The organism is Dyadobacter arcticus (assembly GCF_011762185.1).
Classification (GTDB): Bacteria; Bacteroidota; Bacteroidia; order Cytophagales; family Spirosomataceae; genus Dyadobacter; species Dyadobacter arcticus.
In genome coordinates this window covers 226,176-241,469 of the sequence record NZ_JAASQJ010000005.1, presented here as the reverse complement: position 1 = coordinate 241,469, position 15,294 = coordinate 226,176, and the positions used below count along the sequence as shown (strand labels likewise).

General features: G+C 43.1%; 16 protein-coding genes. 4 read left to right on the top strand and 12 right to left on the bottom strand.

What is annotated here, in order from left to right; translation table 11 throughout:
- Positions 1–108 precede the first annotated feature (108 nt).
- The gene (locus FHS68_RS22590; RefSeq protein ID WP_167275284.1) at positions 109–1,791 is read right to left on the bottom strand and encodes a T9SS type A sorting domain-containing protein; all 1,683 of its coding nucleotides are present in this window, start codon (positions 1,789–1,791) and stop codon (positions 109–111) included.
- Between the two features lie 341 nt (positions 1,792–2,132).
- On the opposite strand from FHS68_RS22590, the gene FHS68_RS22585 reads away from it, so the two are divergent.
- Entirely contained in the window at positions 2,133–2,600 is a 468-nt protein-coding gene (locus tag FHS68_RS22585) for a DUF3427 domain-containing protein (protein WP_167275282.1), read from the top strand.
- Between the two features lie 131 nt (positions 2,601–2,731).
- Positions 2,732–3,745 carry a PDDEXK nuclease domain-containing protein gene (locus FHS68_RS22580; RefSeq protein ID WP_167275279.1) on the top strand — a complete coding sequence of 338 codons (1,014 nt, stop codon included), beginning with the start codon at positions 2,732–2,734 and terminating at the stop codon, positions 3,743–3,745.
- Between the two features lie 637 nt (positions 3,746–4,382).
- Here the strand turns inward: FHS68_RS22580 and FHS68_RS22575 are convergent.
- Positions 4,383–4,571: a hypothetical protein gene (locus tag FHS68_RS22575; protein WP_167275276.1), complete on the bottom strand. Its 189-nt coding sequence runs from the start codon at positions 4,569–4,571 to the stop codon at positions 4,383–4,385.
- 191 nt (positions 4,572–4,762) lie between these two features.
- Positions 4,763–5,116, bottom strand: a complete 354-nt coding sequence (locus FHS68_RS22570; RefSeq protein WP_167275274.1) for a DUF6934 family protein — start codon at positions 5,114–5,116, stop codon at positions 4,763–4,765.
- Between the two features lie 335 nt (positions 5,117–5,451).
- Here FHS68_RS22570 and FHS68_RS22565 point away from each other — a divergent pair, with 335 nt between their 5' ends.
- Both FHS68_RS22565 and FHS68_RS22560 read left to right on the top strand, forming a co-directional pair.
- Positions 5,452–5,739, top strand: coding sequence for a hypothetical protein (locus FHS68_RS22565; protein ID WP_167275271.1), 288 nt, complete (start codon positions 5,452–5,454; stop codon positions 5,737–5,739).
- A gap of 168 nt (positions 5,740–5,907) precedes the next feature.
- Positions 5,908–6,702, top strand: a complete 795-nt coding sequence (locus FHS68_RS22560) for a Fic family protein (protein ID WP_167275269.1) — start codon at positions 5,908–5,910, stop codon at positions 6,700–6,702.
- A gap of 57 nt (positions 6,703–6,759) precedes the next feature.
- Here FHS68_RS22560 and FHS68_RS22555 read toward each other — a convergent pair whose 3' ends face one another.
- The 9 genes from FHS68_RS22555 to FHS68_RS22515 form a co-directional block, all read right to left on the bottom strand.
- The gene (locus tag FHS68_RS22555; protein ID WP_167275267.1) at positions 6,760–7,005 is read right to left on the bottom strand and encodes a DUF3253 domain-containing protein; all 246 of its coding nucleotides are present in this window, start codon (positions 7,003–7,005) and stop codon (positions 6,760–6,762) included.
- A gap of 15 nt (positions 7,006–7,020) precedes the next feature.
- Positions 7,021–7,854 carry a glycosyltransferase family 2 protein gene (locus FHS68_RS22550; protein ID WP_167275264.1) on the bottom strand — a complete coding sequence of 278 codons (834 nt, stop codon included), beginning with the start codon at positions 7,852–7,854 and terminating at the stop codon, positions 7,021–7,023.
- Positions 7,847–8,875, bottom strand: coding sequence for a glycosyltransferase (locus tag FHS68_RS22545; RefSeq protein WP_167275261.1), 1,029 nt, complete (start codon positions 8,873–8,875; stop codon positions 7,847–7,849). Before FHS68_RS22545 ends, FHS68_RS22550 begins: the two co-directional genes overlap by 8 nt.
- On the bottom strand, positions 8,872–9,933 hold the full coding sequence (locus FHS68_RS22540; protein ID WP_167275259.1) for a glycosyltransferase: 1,062 nt from the start codon (positions 9,931–9,933) through the stop codon (positions 8,872–8,874). Before FHS68_RS22540 ends, FHS68_RS22545 begins: the two co-directional genes overlap by 4 nt.
- On the bottom strand, positions 9,930–10,952 hold the full coding sequence (locus FHS68_RS22535) for a glycosyltransferase (protein WP_167275256.1): 1,023 nt from the start codon (positions 10,950–10,952) through the stop codon (positions 9,930–9,932). Before FHS68_RS22535 ends, FHS68_RS22540 begins: the two co-directional genes overlap by 4 nt.
- 14 nt (positions 10,953–10,966) lie before the next feature.
- On the bottom strand, positions 10,967–12,064 hold the full coding sequence (locus tag FHS68_RS22530) for a glycosyltransferase (RefSeq protein ID WP_167275254.1): 1,098 nt from the start codon (positions 12,062–12,064) through the stop codon (positions 10,967–10,969).
- A gap of 635 nt (positions 12,065–12,699) precedes the next feature.
- Positions 12,700–13,107, bottom strand: a complete 408-nt coding sequence (locus FHS68_RS22525; RefSeq protein ID WP_167275251.1) for a hypothetical protein — start codon at positions 13,105–13,107, stop codon at positions 12,700–12,702.
- Positions 13,104–13,964, bottom strand: a complete 861-nt coding sequence (locus FHS68_RS22520; RefSeq protein ID WP_167275248.1) for a nucleotidyl transferase AbiEii/AbiGii toxin family protein — start codon at positions 13,962–13,964, stop codon at positions 13,104–13,106. The genes FHS68_RS22525 and FHS68_RS22520 overlap by 4 nt, the downstream gene beginning before the upstream one ends.
- The gene (locus tag FHS68_RS22515) at positions 13,961–14,599 is read right to left on the bottom strand and encodes a type IV toxin-antitoxin system AbiEi family antitoxin domain-containing protein (protein WP_167275245.1); all 639 of its coding nucleotides are present in this window, start codon (positions 14,597–14,599) and stop codon (positions 13,961–13,963) included. Before FHS68_RS22515 ends, FHS68_RS22520 begins: the two co-directional genes overlap by 4 nt.
- Positions 14,600–15,294 lie beyond the last annotated feature (695 nt).

Genomic DNA, 15,294 nt, shown 5'->3' with positions numbered 1-15,294 from the left:
CTTACTGTTAATAGTTGGTCAACAAATTAAAGCAGCGTGTACAAACTTGCATATGACCCAGGAAGAACTGGCTTAAAAGTGCGGAATGAGACATCTTTTTCCTATAACTTATTTTCTAATTAAAAATCTTATGGACTTTCCCCTTGTCCTAAGAACATGTAGTCCTTTTTGTAAGGAGCTGATATCAAGTGGCATCCCCAGGTTGGCTGTACCTGACCACACGATGACCCCACCGCTATTTGTGATTTCCAGTGGAGTCCCGGTGAACGTCTTTTCCACATATAGGAAATTGCTGGCTGGATTTGGGTATACGACTGTTTCAAGCTGCTCAAATTCCAGGTTGAGGATTCTGCTAAATGCAAATGAACCGTCCGTATCTATCATTTTTAGGCGGTAGAGGTTTTTTCCGGTAAATGGAGCAGCGTCGATAAAAGAATAGCGGACAACCTCTTTGCTTTCTCCGGCCGATCTGACTGAACCTATTTCATTCCAGCTTATGCGCCTTTCACTGCTTTTTTCAATCACAAAGTGGCTGCTGTTGTTTTCAACGGTAGTCTCCCAGGATAAAAGCGTAGCTCGACTTTCCTTCTTCGCGTCAAAACGCACCAGCGTTACAGGCAAAGCCGTACAAGCAGATTCAACCGCTGTTTGAGTCGCACATGATCCAGTGTTATCGCTGATATATATATAATCCAAGCCTCCACTGACAGCCTGACAGATTACTTGAAGAGCGCAATTTGCCAGACTGGAATTGAAGGTGATTTCTAATGCACTGTTGATCTTTTTGATGCCTGCCAGAGCGGAGATGTCCGTTAGCAACGGATTGCCCGTAATCGAAAGGTGCTCTATGGGTGACGTCAGCTTTTCTAGCCCACTTAAGTTAGTGAGCAGAGAACAGTCTTCAAGGCGCAGTTCTTCACCAACGCTTGTCAGTTTACTTAGAGCGTTTAGCGAGGTAAGTGGGTTTTCTGAAATTGTAAGACTTCCACCAACCGACGTAATGTTTTGTAAGCCGTCGAGGCTGTTCAAGGCTGCATTATCCGTGACAGACAAGTCTGCTGAAATGCTGGTAAATTGACTAAGAAAGCCAAGGTTGGCTATCAGTGGATTCCCTGAAATAACCACATCTTCCGCAATAGTTGTTAATCCCGACAAAGCATCCAGGTTAAGCAGGCCCGCATTGTCGCTTATGTCGACGGCACCATTGACGCTGGTTATATTGTGCAGACCGGATAGACTGGCGAGCGACAGCGTGCCGCTGATATATAAATTATCTACCGAGGTGATACTCGACAACTTAGCCAGACTGTTCAATTTCTGATTTTGCTCAACATCAAGGCCGCCGCCAATGGACACGAGGGCATTTAGACCATTGAGATTTACCAGATTGGTATTTGAGAGAATTCGGAAGTCTGACCCGACACTGACCAACTGGTTCAACCCGGTTAAGTTGACCAACTGATTCATTCCAATTACATCAAATTGCCCGCCGACGGAAATCAGATTATGCAGGCCGTTCAAATTAGTTAAATTGTTTAGATAGCCTAAGCTCAGGTTTCCGTCAATCCGCCTGATACCAGATAGCGGCGAAAGGTCAGCAATGTCACCGAAATCAATATAAAGACTCTGCGTCAGATGCGAGCATCCAGGATAGTTGGTAGCGAAATTATTGACATTGAATTGATTAGACAAAGTCAGATCGGCTGTTGGGCATTGCGCTGACAAGCTCTGGCTCAGCATCACCAATGCCAGCCAGACAAAAGTCAGACAGAATAAGGATACCTTTTTCATAACAGTTAAGATTAGATGTTTGGAAACTTGGAGATGAAGCAGCACCCAGGATGATGTGGGTACGCGCTTCAAAGGTCTGTGTCGATCAACAGAACAAAACTAGTTACCAGAGTGCGGGGGGACTGTTTCAAATGTTACTGGAGGCTATCAAAGATGTTACATCCAGTTGAATTCGCGTGTAAAAATGAGGTTTTCGTAAAATACAGCAAGAAGAGTCACCTATTGGTTCAAACTCACAAGCATAGCATCCGATGACCGAAGATAGGAGTCGTTGTACTGGAACGTATATCCTTCATCGTTTTCTATCAAAACCCCTGCGAATTTGTCTCTCTAGTAAACATTTGCTTGCTGATACTTTCGTTCAACCGCTCAAAGTATATAGCCGATATTCGAGAGAACAGATCTTGGCCGCTTTCGGAGAAAGCACATTTGAAAGGAAATCCAGCAACCGGGAAGGGGTCGTAAACCTGGAAGCAAAGAATGCCGTGCTGCTGCTCATAACGCTGGAAAAGACAGAAGCAAATTACTCTCCAACCACATTGTATAACGATTACGCAGTCAGTGAGAAGATATTTCATTGGCAATCTCAGAACACGGCCCGGCCTGAGACTGGCAAGGGGCTGTCATATGTAAAGCAAAAGCATAAAGGGAAATCTATTCTTCTTTTTGTGCGGGAAAAGAACAATGATGAATTCAATAATACGACTGCCTATGTCTTCCTGGGCCTGGCCGACTATATCGACCATTATGGAGCGAAGCCGATGAGTATCAATTGGGCATTGCGCGAGTCAGCTCCACATTATGCCTGAAGGATATGGTGAAGATGGCGGTTAGGTGAGGTTATTTGACCGTAACCAAAATAAAAAGCTAAATTTGACCAGATCGCGAAACGAACCTGAATGAGTAAGAGAAACCAAATCGCTTGTTATGCCTTCTTTTTATGAGTAAAGACAAAATAACACTTCCAAGCTTCAACGAAGCAGAGTACAAAGAAATACTGCACCAAGCTATTAGCCAGATTCGGGAGGCACGTATACACATTGCCCGTCAGGTAAATAGCAGCACACAGTCCGTTTACTGGAATCTGGGAAAATTGCTTTCGGAGAGACAGTTGGAAGAAGGTTATGGCAGCGGCGTTGTCAAACAATTGTCTATTGATTTGAAAAATGAATTTCCGGATATGGGTGTGTCGCTGAGAAATCTGTGGAATATGAAACGCTTTTATGAGCGTTATTATCAAGCAGATACAAAACTGCTACAGGCTGTAGCAGTTTTGCCTTGGGGACATAATGTGCTATTGCTGGACAAGTTACAGTTATTAGAAGCTGTTGGATTCTACGCAAGCGAAACCCTCTCAAAAGGTTGGTCAAGAGACTTATTGCTGAATGCCATTAAAATGGACAGTTACAGCCAGGCACAAATCAAAACACACAATTTTGACCAGACGCTCCCCGAGGCACATGCCGATTATGCCAACGAAGTATTCAAAAGCACCTACAATCTGGGATTTTTGGGCGTTACGGAACCCATTAAAGAGTTGGAACTGGAAAACAGACTGATTGCCAAAATAAGGGCATTTATACTGGAATTGGGCAGAGGATTTAGTTTCATTGGCAACCAATACCGGCTGGAATACAATGGTAAGGAATATTTTGTAGACATGCTTTTCTTTCATCGCGGCCTGCGTTCCCTAGTTGCGATTGAACTGAAAATTGGCAGTTTCAAAGCGGAATATGTGGGAAAAATGAACCTCTACCTCTCCTTACTTGACCGTTTGGAAAAAAGCGAGAATGAAAACCCTTCCATCGGCATTATCCTTTGTGCCGATAAAGATCATTTGGATGTTGAAATAGCATTGCAAGACATTAACAAGCCGATAGGTGTTGCTGAGTATCAGCTTTTGCTACCGCAGGCTGAGTTGCAGATGCTGGTGTTGAGGGAGTTGAATGCATAGAGCAGAACGCCGTGAATTTTACGATCATATTAGACATAATAGGACTTTGAGACTCTTTAAATATGTTCACCCGAATAGAATCAATATCCTGGAAAACTTGTCCATTCGGTTTACCCAGCCAAACGAATTAAACGATCCAATCTTTGTCAGAAACTTAGAACCCGCTTCAATACTAAACATCTTCTTTGGAGTAAATTCCGATGTAACCTTGAAGGAAGATATTTTAAAGATTTTGGCCCGTCCAAACCTATCGCATGTTGGCGTTTTTCAAAGTGTTATTGATGAAAATGAATATAAGGTAATTTTTGAGCGTGTCGATCGAGAGCATTCTCCATTGATTTGAATGCGTGTTTTAGGCTCATAATTGTCCACCATTTTCCTGACGTCAGGAAAATGGTTCTGAAATAAAGGTTTTAGTCTACGTCAATAACTCATGCAATTTTGTCTAATGAGCTTCTTGTCCGGCAGCTTCAAGAGATACTGAGCGGTCAGCACCGAAAATTACCGCTCACATTAGGTCAATGCAGGAATGTATTTCTCTCACCACCGGCGAGAGTTTTGCGCTGATTTGGTTGCTGAAAAAGAGTGTAGCCGGTGAAATTGAAATAGGAGGCGGCGAACAGAAATTGGCGGCCCGCTAGTCTCTCTGAGGAAGTGGATTTTTATCCAAAAAATGGCCCATATCTTCCGCCTGCTCTAAAAATAAATCCGGCATCAAAAAAGGCTTATTGTGAGATACTTGATGCGCTGCTTTGGCATGTGTATACCCAGAGGCAAATACTACCTTTTGTTCCACCTTTTGTTTTTTTGTCGTTTGAGTTGCCATGTTGCCCTTTCTATTGATTATCAATGTAATCATCTCTTCAAATTTAACGAAAATGCGTCATAATTGGTGCCTTTTGTGAACGGAACCCATTCGCCCTTCCAATCTGGCCAATCTCCCTCTATTTCACCTTCCTTGTTTTTGACAGCTTTTAAGCCTTCGATGTTATACCGCTCTACCAGATAGTCTTAGTGTTAGCTAATGCCCATCTGATATAAGCGCGTTCTTAGACGCATTTCGAACTCATCAGAACCTTCCTTCTTCCTGACTGAACCAGTGGCTAAGAGCTTTATTTCAGGATGGTTATCAATGTATTCGAGTGCCTTTTTTGCCACCGTCGCCAGGATCTGGTTGCGGTCACCGTTATTGACCGAGATTTTGTCATCGATCTTATTGGTCTCACGATTCCAAACTCCGAAGCCAAGATTGTATTCATTGTCACTCCTGGGTAGCTTCACAATAGCGATCAGCATATTGTGATTGCCTTTACTATAAAACTGGAAGGCGTTTTCGGCATAGGCGACGGTATCGTAACTCGGAAGGTTCATGCATTAGGCGGCTAAAACGCAAAGCTATGGAAAAAACCTTCCTATTTATTTTCTCGTAGACGCCTACTAAATCTCCAATATCGAAGCAAATTTATCTTCATCAACGTCATGTTTTTATAAAGTCTTACCGTTTATTCATTCCCTAGCCACCCATCCAAAATTTCTCCTATATTTGCCCCGCAAACTACATTTTTTTCATGAACAACAATTTTAAAATCAGGCCAAAATGGCCTTGGAGAGGCATACGGGTGCAAGTCCCGAAGCCTGATCGATGTTGTTCATTGATGGAGTTTGCGGTGACCTCTCCTTATTTATTCACCCAAATCCATTTTTAATTGCAAACTCCTAATGGAAACGGTGTCGACTCGAATGCAAATTCAGTCAACCCAACGAATGATGCACGTCAAGCATTAGATGTCGGCGCTCCGCTGACGCAATCGCAGGCAGATTTTTTGTATATCGTCGATTGTCAGGGCTGTCGGGAATTATCCCAATCGCTCAAAATGATCCACGATCTGGCTCTTTATCACTCGGATATCCCGTTTGATCAAGCTGAAAAGTCAGCTCTTTTTGACCTGAAAGTACTTTGGGAAGGGCTCGAAAAAATGGGGGCGAAAGCGTAGGGATTGGAGGACTGTTGGCGACAGTCCTTTTTTTGTTTTTTCACGTCAGCTTTCACGGTCATACAAATCCGCATTGATTTTCAAATCTCCTATATTTACCCCACAAACGGTAGTAAATGTGTATCAACTTCAAATCAAAATATAGGCCAAAATGGCACCAGTCACTGAATGGAGAAAAGTAAATTGAAAATTTTAAACCAGGATCTGCTGTCATTGTATCTGGCAAATGTTCCCCTTGGTCTGGCCGAAGCTTTTGAGGGGTTGCACGAAGCCGAGACGTCCACAGAACGGTTCAGTTTTTACACGTCAGTGTCGGCGATGGCATCCAGTAAGATTGAAGGTGAGCCAATGGAGATAGACAGTTATATTAAGCATAAGATGCTGAATACGGAATATTTGGAAGATTTGGTGCAGAAACCCAATGACCTGTATGAGGCATACATTTTTGCCCAAAAAAATGCACTTTCCGAGAAAAACTTTCTTGAGGCACATCATATATTAACTACACATCTTTTGCCGGAAAAGAAAAGGGGTGTTTGCCGGAAAGGAAATATGGTGGTCATGGAGCATAAGACGTTCCGGATTCAGTACGAAGCCGCTTTGGGCACAGAAGTCAAATCGTTATTTAATGATTTGTGGAGAGACATTGAGTATTTGGAAAAGCAAGCGCACAGTATTGAGCAAATTTTTTATTACGGCTCACTTATTCATTTGACATTTGTCAATATCCATCCCTTCGAAGATGGTAATGGGAGAGCGGGTCGTCTTCTGGAGAAATGGTTCTTAGCGGAAATGCTCGGTGAAAAAGCATGGTTTGTTCAGAGTGAGCTCTACTATTACCAAAACGTCAACCAATACTATCTCAACCTAAACCGCTTGGGGATGTTCTACGAGCAGCTGGATTACTCCAAAGCGCTTCCGTTTTTATTAATGCTGCCTCAGGCGGCTTGTTCAACAAGCTAACGTGATTTTTGTTTGCTTTTAATCTATTTAGCTGCCAGATAATATAAACCGCCATTTTCAGATAATTTTAATGCGGACCGGCCCCTTAAAATCCTTAACATCAACAGGCATTCCCTTTTGTGTTATTACTACGCTACCTTTGTTATGCAAATCAATTGCTACCCCGAGTACATCTTTCATATGCTTACGCCAGCCGTTAGGATATAGCATGCGAGCAATTTCAGAAGGACAGGTACTTTTCTCAGCACCACGATGAATGGCAGTAGATAGAATGGTTGTTGCAATTTTCTCGTAATGTTGCATGCGTATGTTACTGGATCAATAAGGATGTTTCGAAACACTGTTTTTTATCTGGCTATCTGTAGGTTTTTGACTGACGGTAATGTTATCTGCCTGATCGATTTTTATTAAGCCCATTTCTTCAAATGCTTTCAACCATCGCTGCATGGGCAAAACATCCCATTTCTGCTGGTACCGCGTAGCGTTCTCAATAATCGAATGAAAATGGTTTACCGGCGGATCGTGCTTATCGTGATATTGGTGTAATACGTAATCGCGTACAAAGATCAGCTTAAAGTCCGCCTTGTGAAACATCATGGCAAAATCTGTATCTTCTGCCCCATACCCGACAAAGGATTCATCAAAGCCACCAATTTTTTCAAACGTTTGCTTTTGAATACCAAATATTAAAGACCAGAATTGCAAATGTTCAACCGGCTGGCCGACCGGTATGCGCTCCCGGGCAGGGTGAGTCACCGCTTTATGCTTTAGATCACCATAATTTCCTGTGTCTGGCAATACTGGCAGATACAAAGGATAAGCTGTAATTATATTTTCCGCTTCCAAAACCATCAGCATATTTGCAAACAGCGTTGGCGATACAATGCAGTCTACATCTATAAATATGACGTTGCCTGTTTTTGCAGCGGTCATTCCCACATTCCGCGCCGCAGCTAGTGGCAGCTCATGAATTTGCTTAATTAAATGGATGTTCACATTCAAACCATTCGGAGTTGCAATTCCGTCCAGGTCGTCCATACAAACAACTTGTATATCGTAGGGAAGATTCGTCGATGCTTTTATAGAGTCAAGAAGATTGGCTAATTGCTTTCGCCTTCCCTTAACAATTGTTACAATGCTGAATTCAGGCATACCAGTTTCTCATTTTCTGCGCTATTTCCTCAGGTGCTGACGCATTCACCAAATTTTTGTAAAAAGGTGTAAATACTTTCGCTTTTTGCAGCAGGTTTTGCCACTGCTCAGCGCTGAAAATTTCCTGCGCTAAAAGCGCAACATTTTGACTAGCTAATACATTTGCATGTACTACTTGCTCGTCATACGGTCTGGGCTCTGGAAGCAGGACCATACGTTTATCAAGTGACAATAGTTCCGCAATCGTGTTTTGACCAGCTGCAGAAATCACTACTTCTCCAACAATAGCTTCACTGATGTCTTTAACTGGGCCGAGCAGTATACAATTTTTATCTAAATCATAATCTCGCTTATTACCAATAATAGTAAACTGTGTATTTTGATCTTTCGTAATATTTTTAAGTACCGATTCATCGTAATTATTGTAGCCTAATAGGACTGTTATGTTACTAATATCTGAACGGTTGCTTCGCTTAAAACCACAGCCAGAATACTGTGACATATATCCGCTGTAGTATGTTTTGGATGCAAACTGGTAGTTCGCCTGTTCCAGAGAAGAATGAAAATGAGCTACGATATGATCCGCCAGTTCATGCGCAAAAACCTGTGTCGGATCGCTCATCACATTTCCGGGCAGGTGGACCAAAACGACTGGGACGCCCATGCCCCGAACCATGATTGCCAACTCAGGAACACCGTCGCAGTAGAAAGCTTTTGGCTGGTAGCGCTCTATAGCTTCAGTCAGCGCTTTTGCTCGCCCTGCAGGCCCGATCGCATACGGCGTAACTTCAAAGGCTTTTGAAAACGTATGTTGTGGTATCTCGTAGCCAGTCGGATACTTTGGAGGCAGCTCCAGCACCTGAACGTCGTGCTTCTTGTGCAAATACCCGGTTATTTCACTGTTCGTCGTTATCACTATAACCTTAAAAATGACTGATAATGCCGGATACAACATATTGAATGTCGCCCTATGGCCATTTCCGTGCGCATGTACAAAATAGAATATCGTTGGCTTCTTCATCCCCTGGCCTTTTTCGCTATGCGTTCATAGACGTTTATATAAGCCGCGGAAGTTTTTTTCATATCGAATGAGGCTGCAAATTCTCTGCACGCTTCCGGTTCCGATTGTTTTGTGATATCTAACAGCTTTATTAGATCCCGCCAGTCATGTGAATCAACTGCTATGGATACTTTTTCGTTGCGCAGCTCCGGAGGTATGGCGGTATTAAACCCAACGACGGGTAAACCGCTTGCAAGCATCTCTATCGTACTCAAGCCGAAAGGCTCTTCCCAGGTAGCTGTTGCCAAATACGCTGAAGCGCCTGCCGCCAGTTTACTTAACTGTTGCTGAGTGGCATGGGAGATGTATTCAACACGTTCATTTAGCTGCGGCTGCACATGGTCTCGGAAATATTCTTTGTCAAAAACGGCTCCGACAATCTTAAGTGGCTGTTTTAAATAATTGGCCAGATGTATAGCGGCTTCAACGTTCTTTTCTTTTGCAATGCGCCCGCTCCATAATAAATACCCGTCAGGATTTCGAACGTGTAACTTCCACTTCTGTAGTAGTATTCCATTTAAGATTACCTCCACATCTTTGCCGAGGAATGCCTTCCATTGTTCGCTCATTCGGTTCGAGATACCGATAGGTAAGACAGGCGCATGCTTAATAAAAAATTTATACATCAGTACAAATTTTTCTGTTGGTGGCAGATGCAATGTTAGTATGCTTGGAGTTCTGAAGAGTGCGCCGACTGCGTAGATTTTGGGTATAAATGAATTATAATGGATGACGTCGTAGCGACTAACGTCTAACATTCCATACTGTAGCGTCTGATAGTGTTGCTGTCCGAGCCATTCCGGACATGCCCGGTACGAATCATCTTTCATGCTAAGCGGGCTCTCATGAAATTCAATCACCTGAAACAGATTTTTTTCATCTGCGTCTTTTGCTATAACATCGACTGTATGCCCCAGGCGCACTAATTCGTTTGCGTGCTCAACGATGAATGCTTCCGTGCCTCCGTTGTATGGCTCACGCAGCGAGATGAATGGCCCGGCAACAATGAGTATCTTCATAGCAATTCCTCAAAGTAATTTATATAGCGCTTAGCCATCGTTCTCAAAGAAAATGTTTCTGCGTGGCGCCTGACTTTGTCGCTCTCAAGTGGTATCGCAGCTGCGATTGCTTTTGCAAGAGATTTTACATTTTTTTGCTCCGCAACAACTCCGCTCTCCATATTGACTAATTCCAGAAAAGCACCGCGGTCGAATCCGGCTATCGGCACACCCGACGACATGGCTTCTATGTTGGTGAGGCCAAACGGCTCTTCCCAGCGGACAGCATTGATCATAGCGGCTGCTCCTTTCATATGCAACTGTATATCAGACTGTTTTAAATGACCAAGGTATGTATCGTTTGCCGTCATGCGAGGGCTAATTTGTTCATCAAAATACCTTTTATCGTCGAGTGGTCCGGCAAACTTTAATGGCATATTTATTTCGTGGGCCGCGTCTATCACGATGTCCAGACCCTTAGCGTGCACGATTCTTCCAAACCAAAACAGATAGTCCCGACTTATACGTACGAGCGGCCACTTAACCATGTCAACACCGTTATAAATGACGATTGAACCGTTAGTCATATATGGCTGCCACGTAGCTTCAAAGGATTTTGAGGGCATCACGAAATGAAGATTTTCAGAACCCGAGCAAATCTTAACAGCTGCTTTTAATTTGCTGATTGGTGGCGTATGTATTGTCGTGACCACCGGAATCGGAGCCTTCACGCCCCATAGTATCGGTAGCTCATGCGTCGAATTGTTATGAACAATATCGAAATCATTTTGTTCAATATCTTCGAGTATCGAGAGGTATTCATCGTTCTCATATATTTCGAAGTGCTCGTGTTCCCTATGCTCATCGCCGTAAAATCCTTTTACCTTCAGTTCGGGGTCGCTATCCGCATGCGCATACAAAGTGATTTTGTGGCCGAGACATATGTACTCTTTACATAATGCGTAGGTAAACGCTTCTAAGCCTCCTCGAAATGGCTCAGCTATCGGCAGTCTGGTTTTGGCTATAACAGCAATCTTCATATGCCCACTTTATTTCAATGTTCGCGGTTGTAAGAGCCTATTGATAACACGCGGTCGTTTTCGGATATAGCTTCTTCACCAATACCTTCTTGCAACAATACTTCTCTATATAGCTTTACGTAGCTCGAAGTCATATTTTGTATATTCATGGTCGATGCAAATTCTTTACATGTACCCGGACTGATAGCATTACTCTTTCTAACGAGCTCTACTAAGTCTTGCCAACGGAGAGATGCAGTTGTTAATACACTTTCATGCTCCCAATTCGGCGGAACAGCGGTATTAAAGCCAACGATTGGCACGCCGCTCGCCAACATCTCTAAGGCAGCCAAACCAAACGGCTCTTGCCATGTTGCCGTTGCGAGATAAGCAGACGCTTTTTTCGCTAAGCCGCTCAGTTCGCGCTGGGTCACGTGCCCAACATACTGAATTTGATTATTAAGGTGCGGTTTGACCTTCTCATCAAAATAATGTTGGTCAACAATTCTGCCAGCAATCTTCAGCGGCAGCTGCATATGGTTTGCCACGCAAATGGCAGCTGCAACATTCTTTTCTTCATTGATTCGTGCCGACCACAGCAGATACTCACGGTCCCCCGAGCTGTTTGTCGGCCAAAGATCCATGTTTATACCGTTGTATATGAGTGGCATATCTATACCAAGCGCCTGTTCCCATTGACGTTTGACCCTTTCTGATATCGCTACGAATATGACATCGCTCTGCTGCGAAAGCTTTTTATAGGCCGATATTCGTGTGCTGTCAGCCGGCGAATGTAGCGTCAGAAACGATGTTTTGTTGTAATGCAATCCTGCCTCTAACAGATGCGGGTAAAACATATTATAGTGAATGACATCATATGAATCGACACCCAGATTTTTAAACTGACGCTTTTCTTTTAAACGTGTAAAAAAGTTAGGTCTTTCTGAAGAAAATGCAGTAAACGGGTTTATGAGCATAAATTTAGCGCCAGCTTCCGCCTCATCCGCAACAACATCTACCGCATGCCCTTCATCAACAAGTTGGTTGGCAAAAGAAACTATAAACGCTTCTATACCGCTGTTATAAGGCTCTTTCAGTGAGATGCCAGGACCTGACACAAGTAAAATATTCACGTATAGAAATGAAAGTTATAAAGTGGTTATCTAATTTGTAAATATAGTTTTTTGATGGAGTATAACGGTGGCACAGGGATTCGCGATTCAGGGATCTTGCAAAAAATGCGGGTTTAAAATGATACGCCTGAGGTTGACCATTTAGTCAAAGTGATTCAATCCGGAATTGCTACACTGAAAACATGTGCATTTTTTGATATGATATGAAAAACAAAAATGCCCGCAAATCATTGATTTACAGGCATTGTGTTTGACCTTGAACTTATTTCAAGGGCGGCCGCCGCGCGGAGGGAGACGGGTCTCGAACTTTGCCTTTAATCGGCTCATATTCAAGGTTTTAACCCCGTTATTTGAAGTGAACTACACGAAAGACTCACTATTTTTTATACATATAGTACAACAGTATATTTGTTATGTATAATTCTTTTAGCGAAAATTGAGGTGTTTAGGGGTGATTTTCGCTGGGTTTTGAGTGCGTTTTCGGGTGGTTTTTGGTGTTCAAAGTTTGGAAAATGCCTGTGGGTTTTGGCGGTGGTAACTGCGATTTTGCTTCACAAAGTTAAGCAATTATCGTACTCTCAAACTTCTTTGGGCGCTTACCTTTTACCTCTTGTGATGAATTATTTTTATTCCACCTACCATATGCTTTTCCGTAAATAGCCTCGCATTCTTTTCATATATGAAAGTTCCAACAAACGGTCATTTATCCACCTGACATTAATATCGATCAGCTCAGGGTGTACTGGATGGAGATTTGCCTTTCCATTGTCGTAATCCGCGGTAAATATTCTGAAACCAGTGTCAATGTCTTCATCGGCCTTCGCAAGAGAGATATTTGTAGCGTATCCAGTGGTAGCACCGCAGTCACGAGCATAAAGAATGGCTTTGTGAGCTCGGTTAGGCGAATACAAAGTTTCATATCTCGTATTCTCACAATCTGGTAGCCATAAAATAAATACAAATAATAACAGGATTGACATTCCAATCAGCCATCCTACCATTAACAACCCAGCTCGTACGAAAATCCAGAGAGTACGTATCAATTTTGCAAGCCAATGTTCAGTTTTAAGGCCAAATCATGAAAATACTGAGGACTCCAAATATCCAAAACGCTGGCATTCGGTATAAATCTCCGAATGTCATCCTTGATCCGCTGGAAGTTAACCGCATCTATTTTGGCATTCAACAGTTCCCGAAACTCGGCTTCACTGATATTTTCCTGCTCCCAATCTCCGCTGTCTTTTGCACGTAATGCGAAGTGTTTTAGGTTCAATGGAACGCCTTTTCGGATATACCATTCCATATCATACCAGTCTCGACCCTTCACATTGTCTTTCCATTTTCTGAAAAACAGTGCGTGCATTTTTCCAGCGAAGAGGTCTGAAATGCTGAAACATTTTACATAAAATGAGAATGGTTTCAGCAGCAGCTTTTCTTCGGTATCAAAGCCCGACGGCGGCATCGTATCGACTTCCAGTTTGATCTTGATACTGGCCGTTTGTCCGAGCCCTTGCTGAGGCACGACGCCTTCCAAAACCAGTTCGCGCCAAATTGTCTCTGACTTTAAAAATGCAGAATCAATGTTGGTTTTAACCGCTTTCTGTTTTTCCTTGATTGATACATGCATTCCCAGCGCCTTGAATTCATCGACGAGAGCAGGCATGTAGGTATTGATCGAAAAATTGGGGTCAACTTCGAGCAGGGAGAAGTCGAGATCCTCTGAAAAGCGGTCGAGTCCGTAAAAGATGCGGAGTGCAGTTCCACCATAAAATGCAGCCTTTTCAAAGAAGCCTTTCCGATATAGTCCAGCCAGGGCAACCTCCTGCATGATTTCACGCAAGGCCTGAGCGGCATCATCCTTGTTGGCGGGATTATAGCTCGCGAGCCAATCTTTAATCATAGTTCCTCGATGAATTTAATGACTTGTGCCAAGCTCTCGCGTTTAGGGGAGTCCGTTAGCCAGGTTTCCATTGTTTTTATACCCAGCTGCTGCAACTGATCCGCGTCTATTCGCAAGTTTTCAATCAGGTAGTCGCTGGCTGCAATTTTACTGCGTAGCTTCAAACCTGCTGTGTTGACTATTTTGTCGAATAGCGCTTTTTCAGGAGATGCGATCAGCACATTCTGGTTTTCTCCCAGCTTAACTTGATGAATTCCGAAGCTGTAATAAGGAAGTGGCATTCGTGTAAAGCTGAACGCGCCTGTCGGTGTATTAAAGCTGCGGGATGCCTTTATCGTTGCGGAAGATACTTCGAACACCCTCTCTGGAATTAGTCCATAGTATGAGAGTGCGCTGTCAAAAGACACGTAACTGGGGCCAAGCATGTGGTTTGCAAGGAGGAATGGCTCCGTACGCGTTTCTGAAAGTTTCGTCGACGGCAAATATAAACCCTTTTTTATAGGTTCAATAATGCCTGATGAGATGAGTTCATGGATTTTATCATTGGGACGTTTGTAATCCTTCAACAGCGAGCGGAGCAACTGGTGGGTTAGTGGCTGGCTAGAAAGACTTAGTATACTTTGAATCAAATCCATGTGTAAATTTAATAAGATAATCGGATATATACCGATTATCTTATTAAAAAAAACCATTGTTTGCCGCTTGCAACACGTCTTAAATTTGACACGGTTTAATAAGAATATCACAGCATCATTTAATATATTTTCAACGACTCGCGGCATCCGCATGTCTACGCCGCAATCGGCACTGATCAATAGCTTATATGCGTAATACTACTGATAAATGTAAAGCGCTCTAGTATGTAGTCATTGGAAAATGCCAGTGAAACAGAACATTGAATCTTTTGCTGCCTTTCTGAGCCATATGGTCAACTAGGGTATGCGGGGTAGAGTATACGACACTACCAGTGCCGGATTGAAAAGTGGTTGAATCTAAACGCTTTTCTGTATGATAGTAATGATTCTCCCCCTCGTCTTCAAATTCCTGGATAATTAAAGTCCGACGCAGCTAGCAACTACCTATACCTCGCCGCTCGAAACGATATCGATTCTATTTCTATAATGGCATCGTTCCATTTCATTTTTTGAGTAGGAGCGGTGAATAGAAACTTTCCGCCAGTCAAAAGCGCCTTTGCTAATTTTTGAGTCACGACTTCTTGTATTTCTTCCGTCAAAAGGAACATTAGCCCCTAGCAACAATCGCATCGAATTGCCGGTTGAAAAACGAGGAATCTTCCACGGATTCACAGGCAACGGTACTATATGGGAAG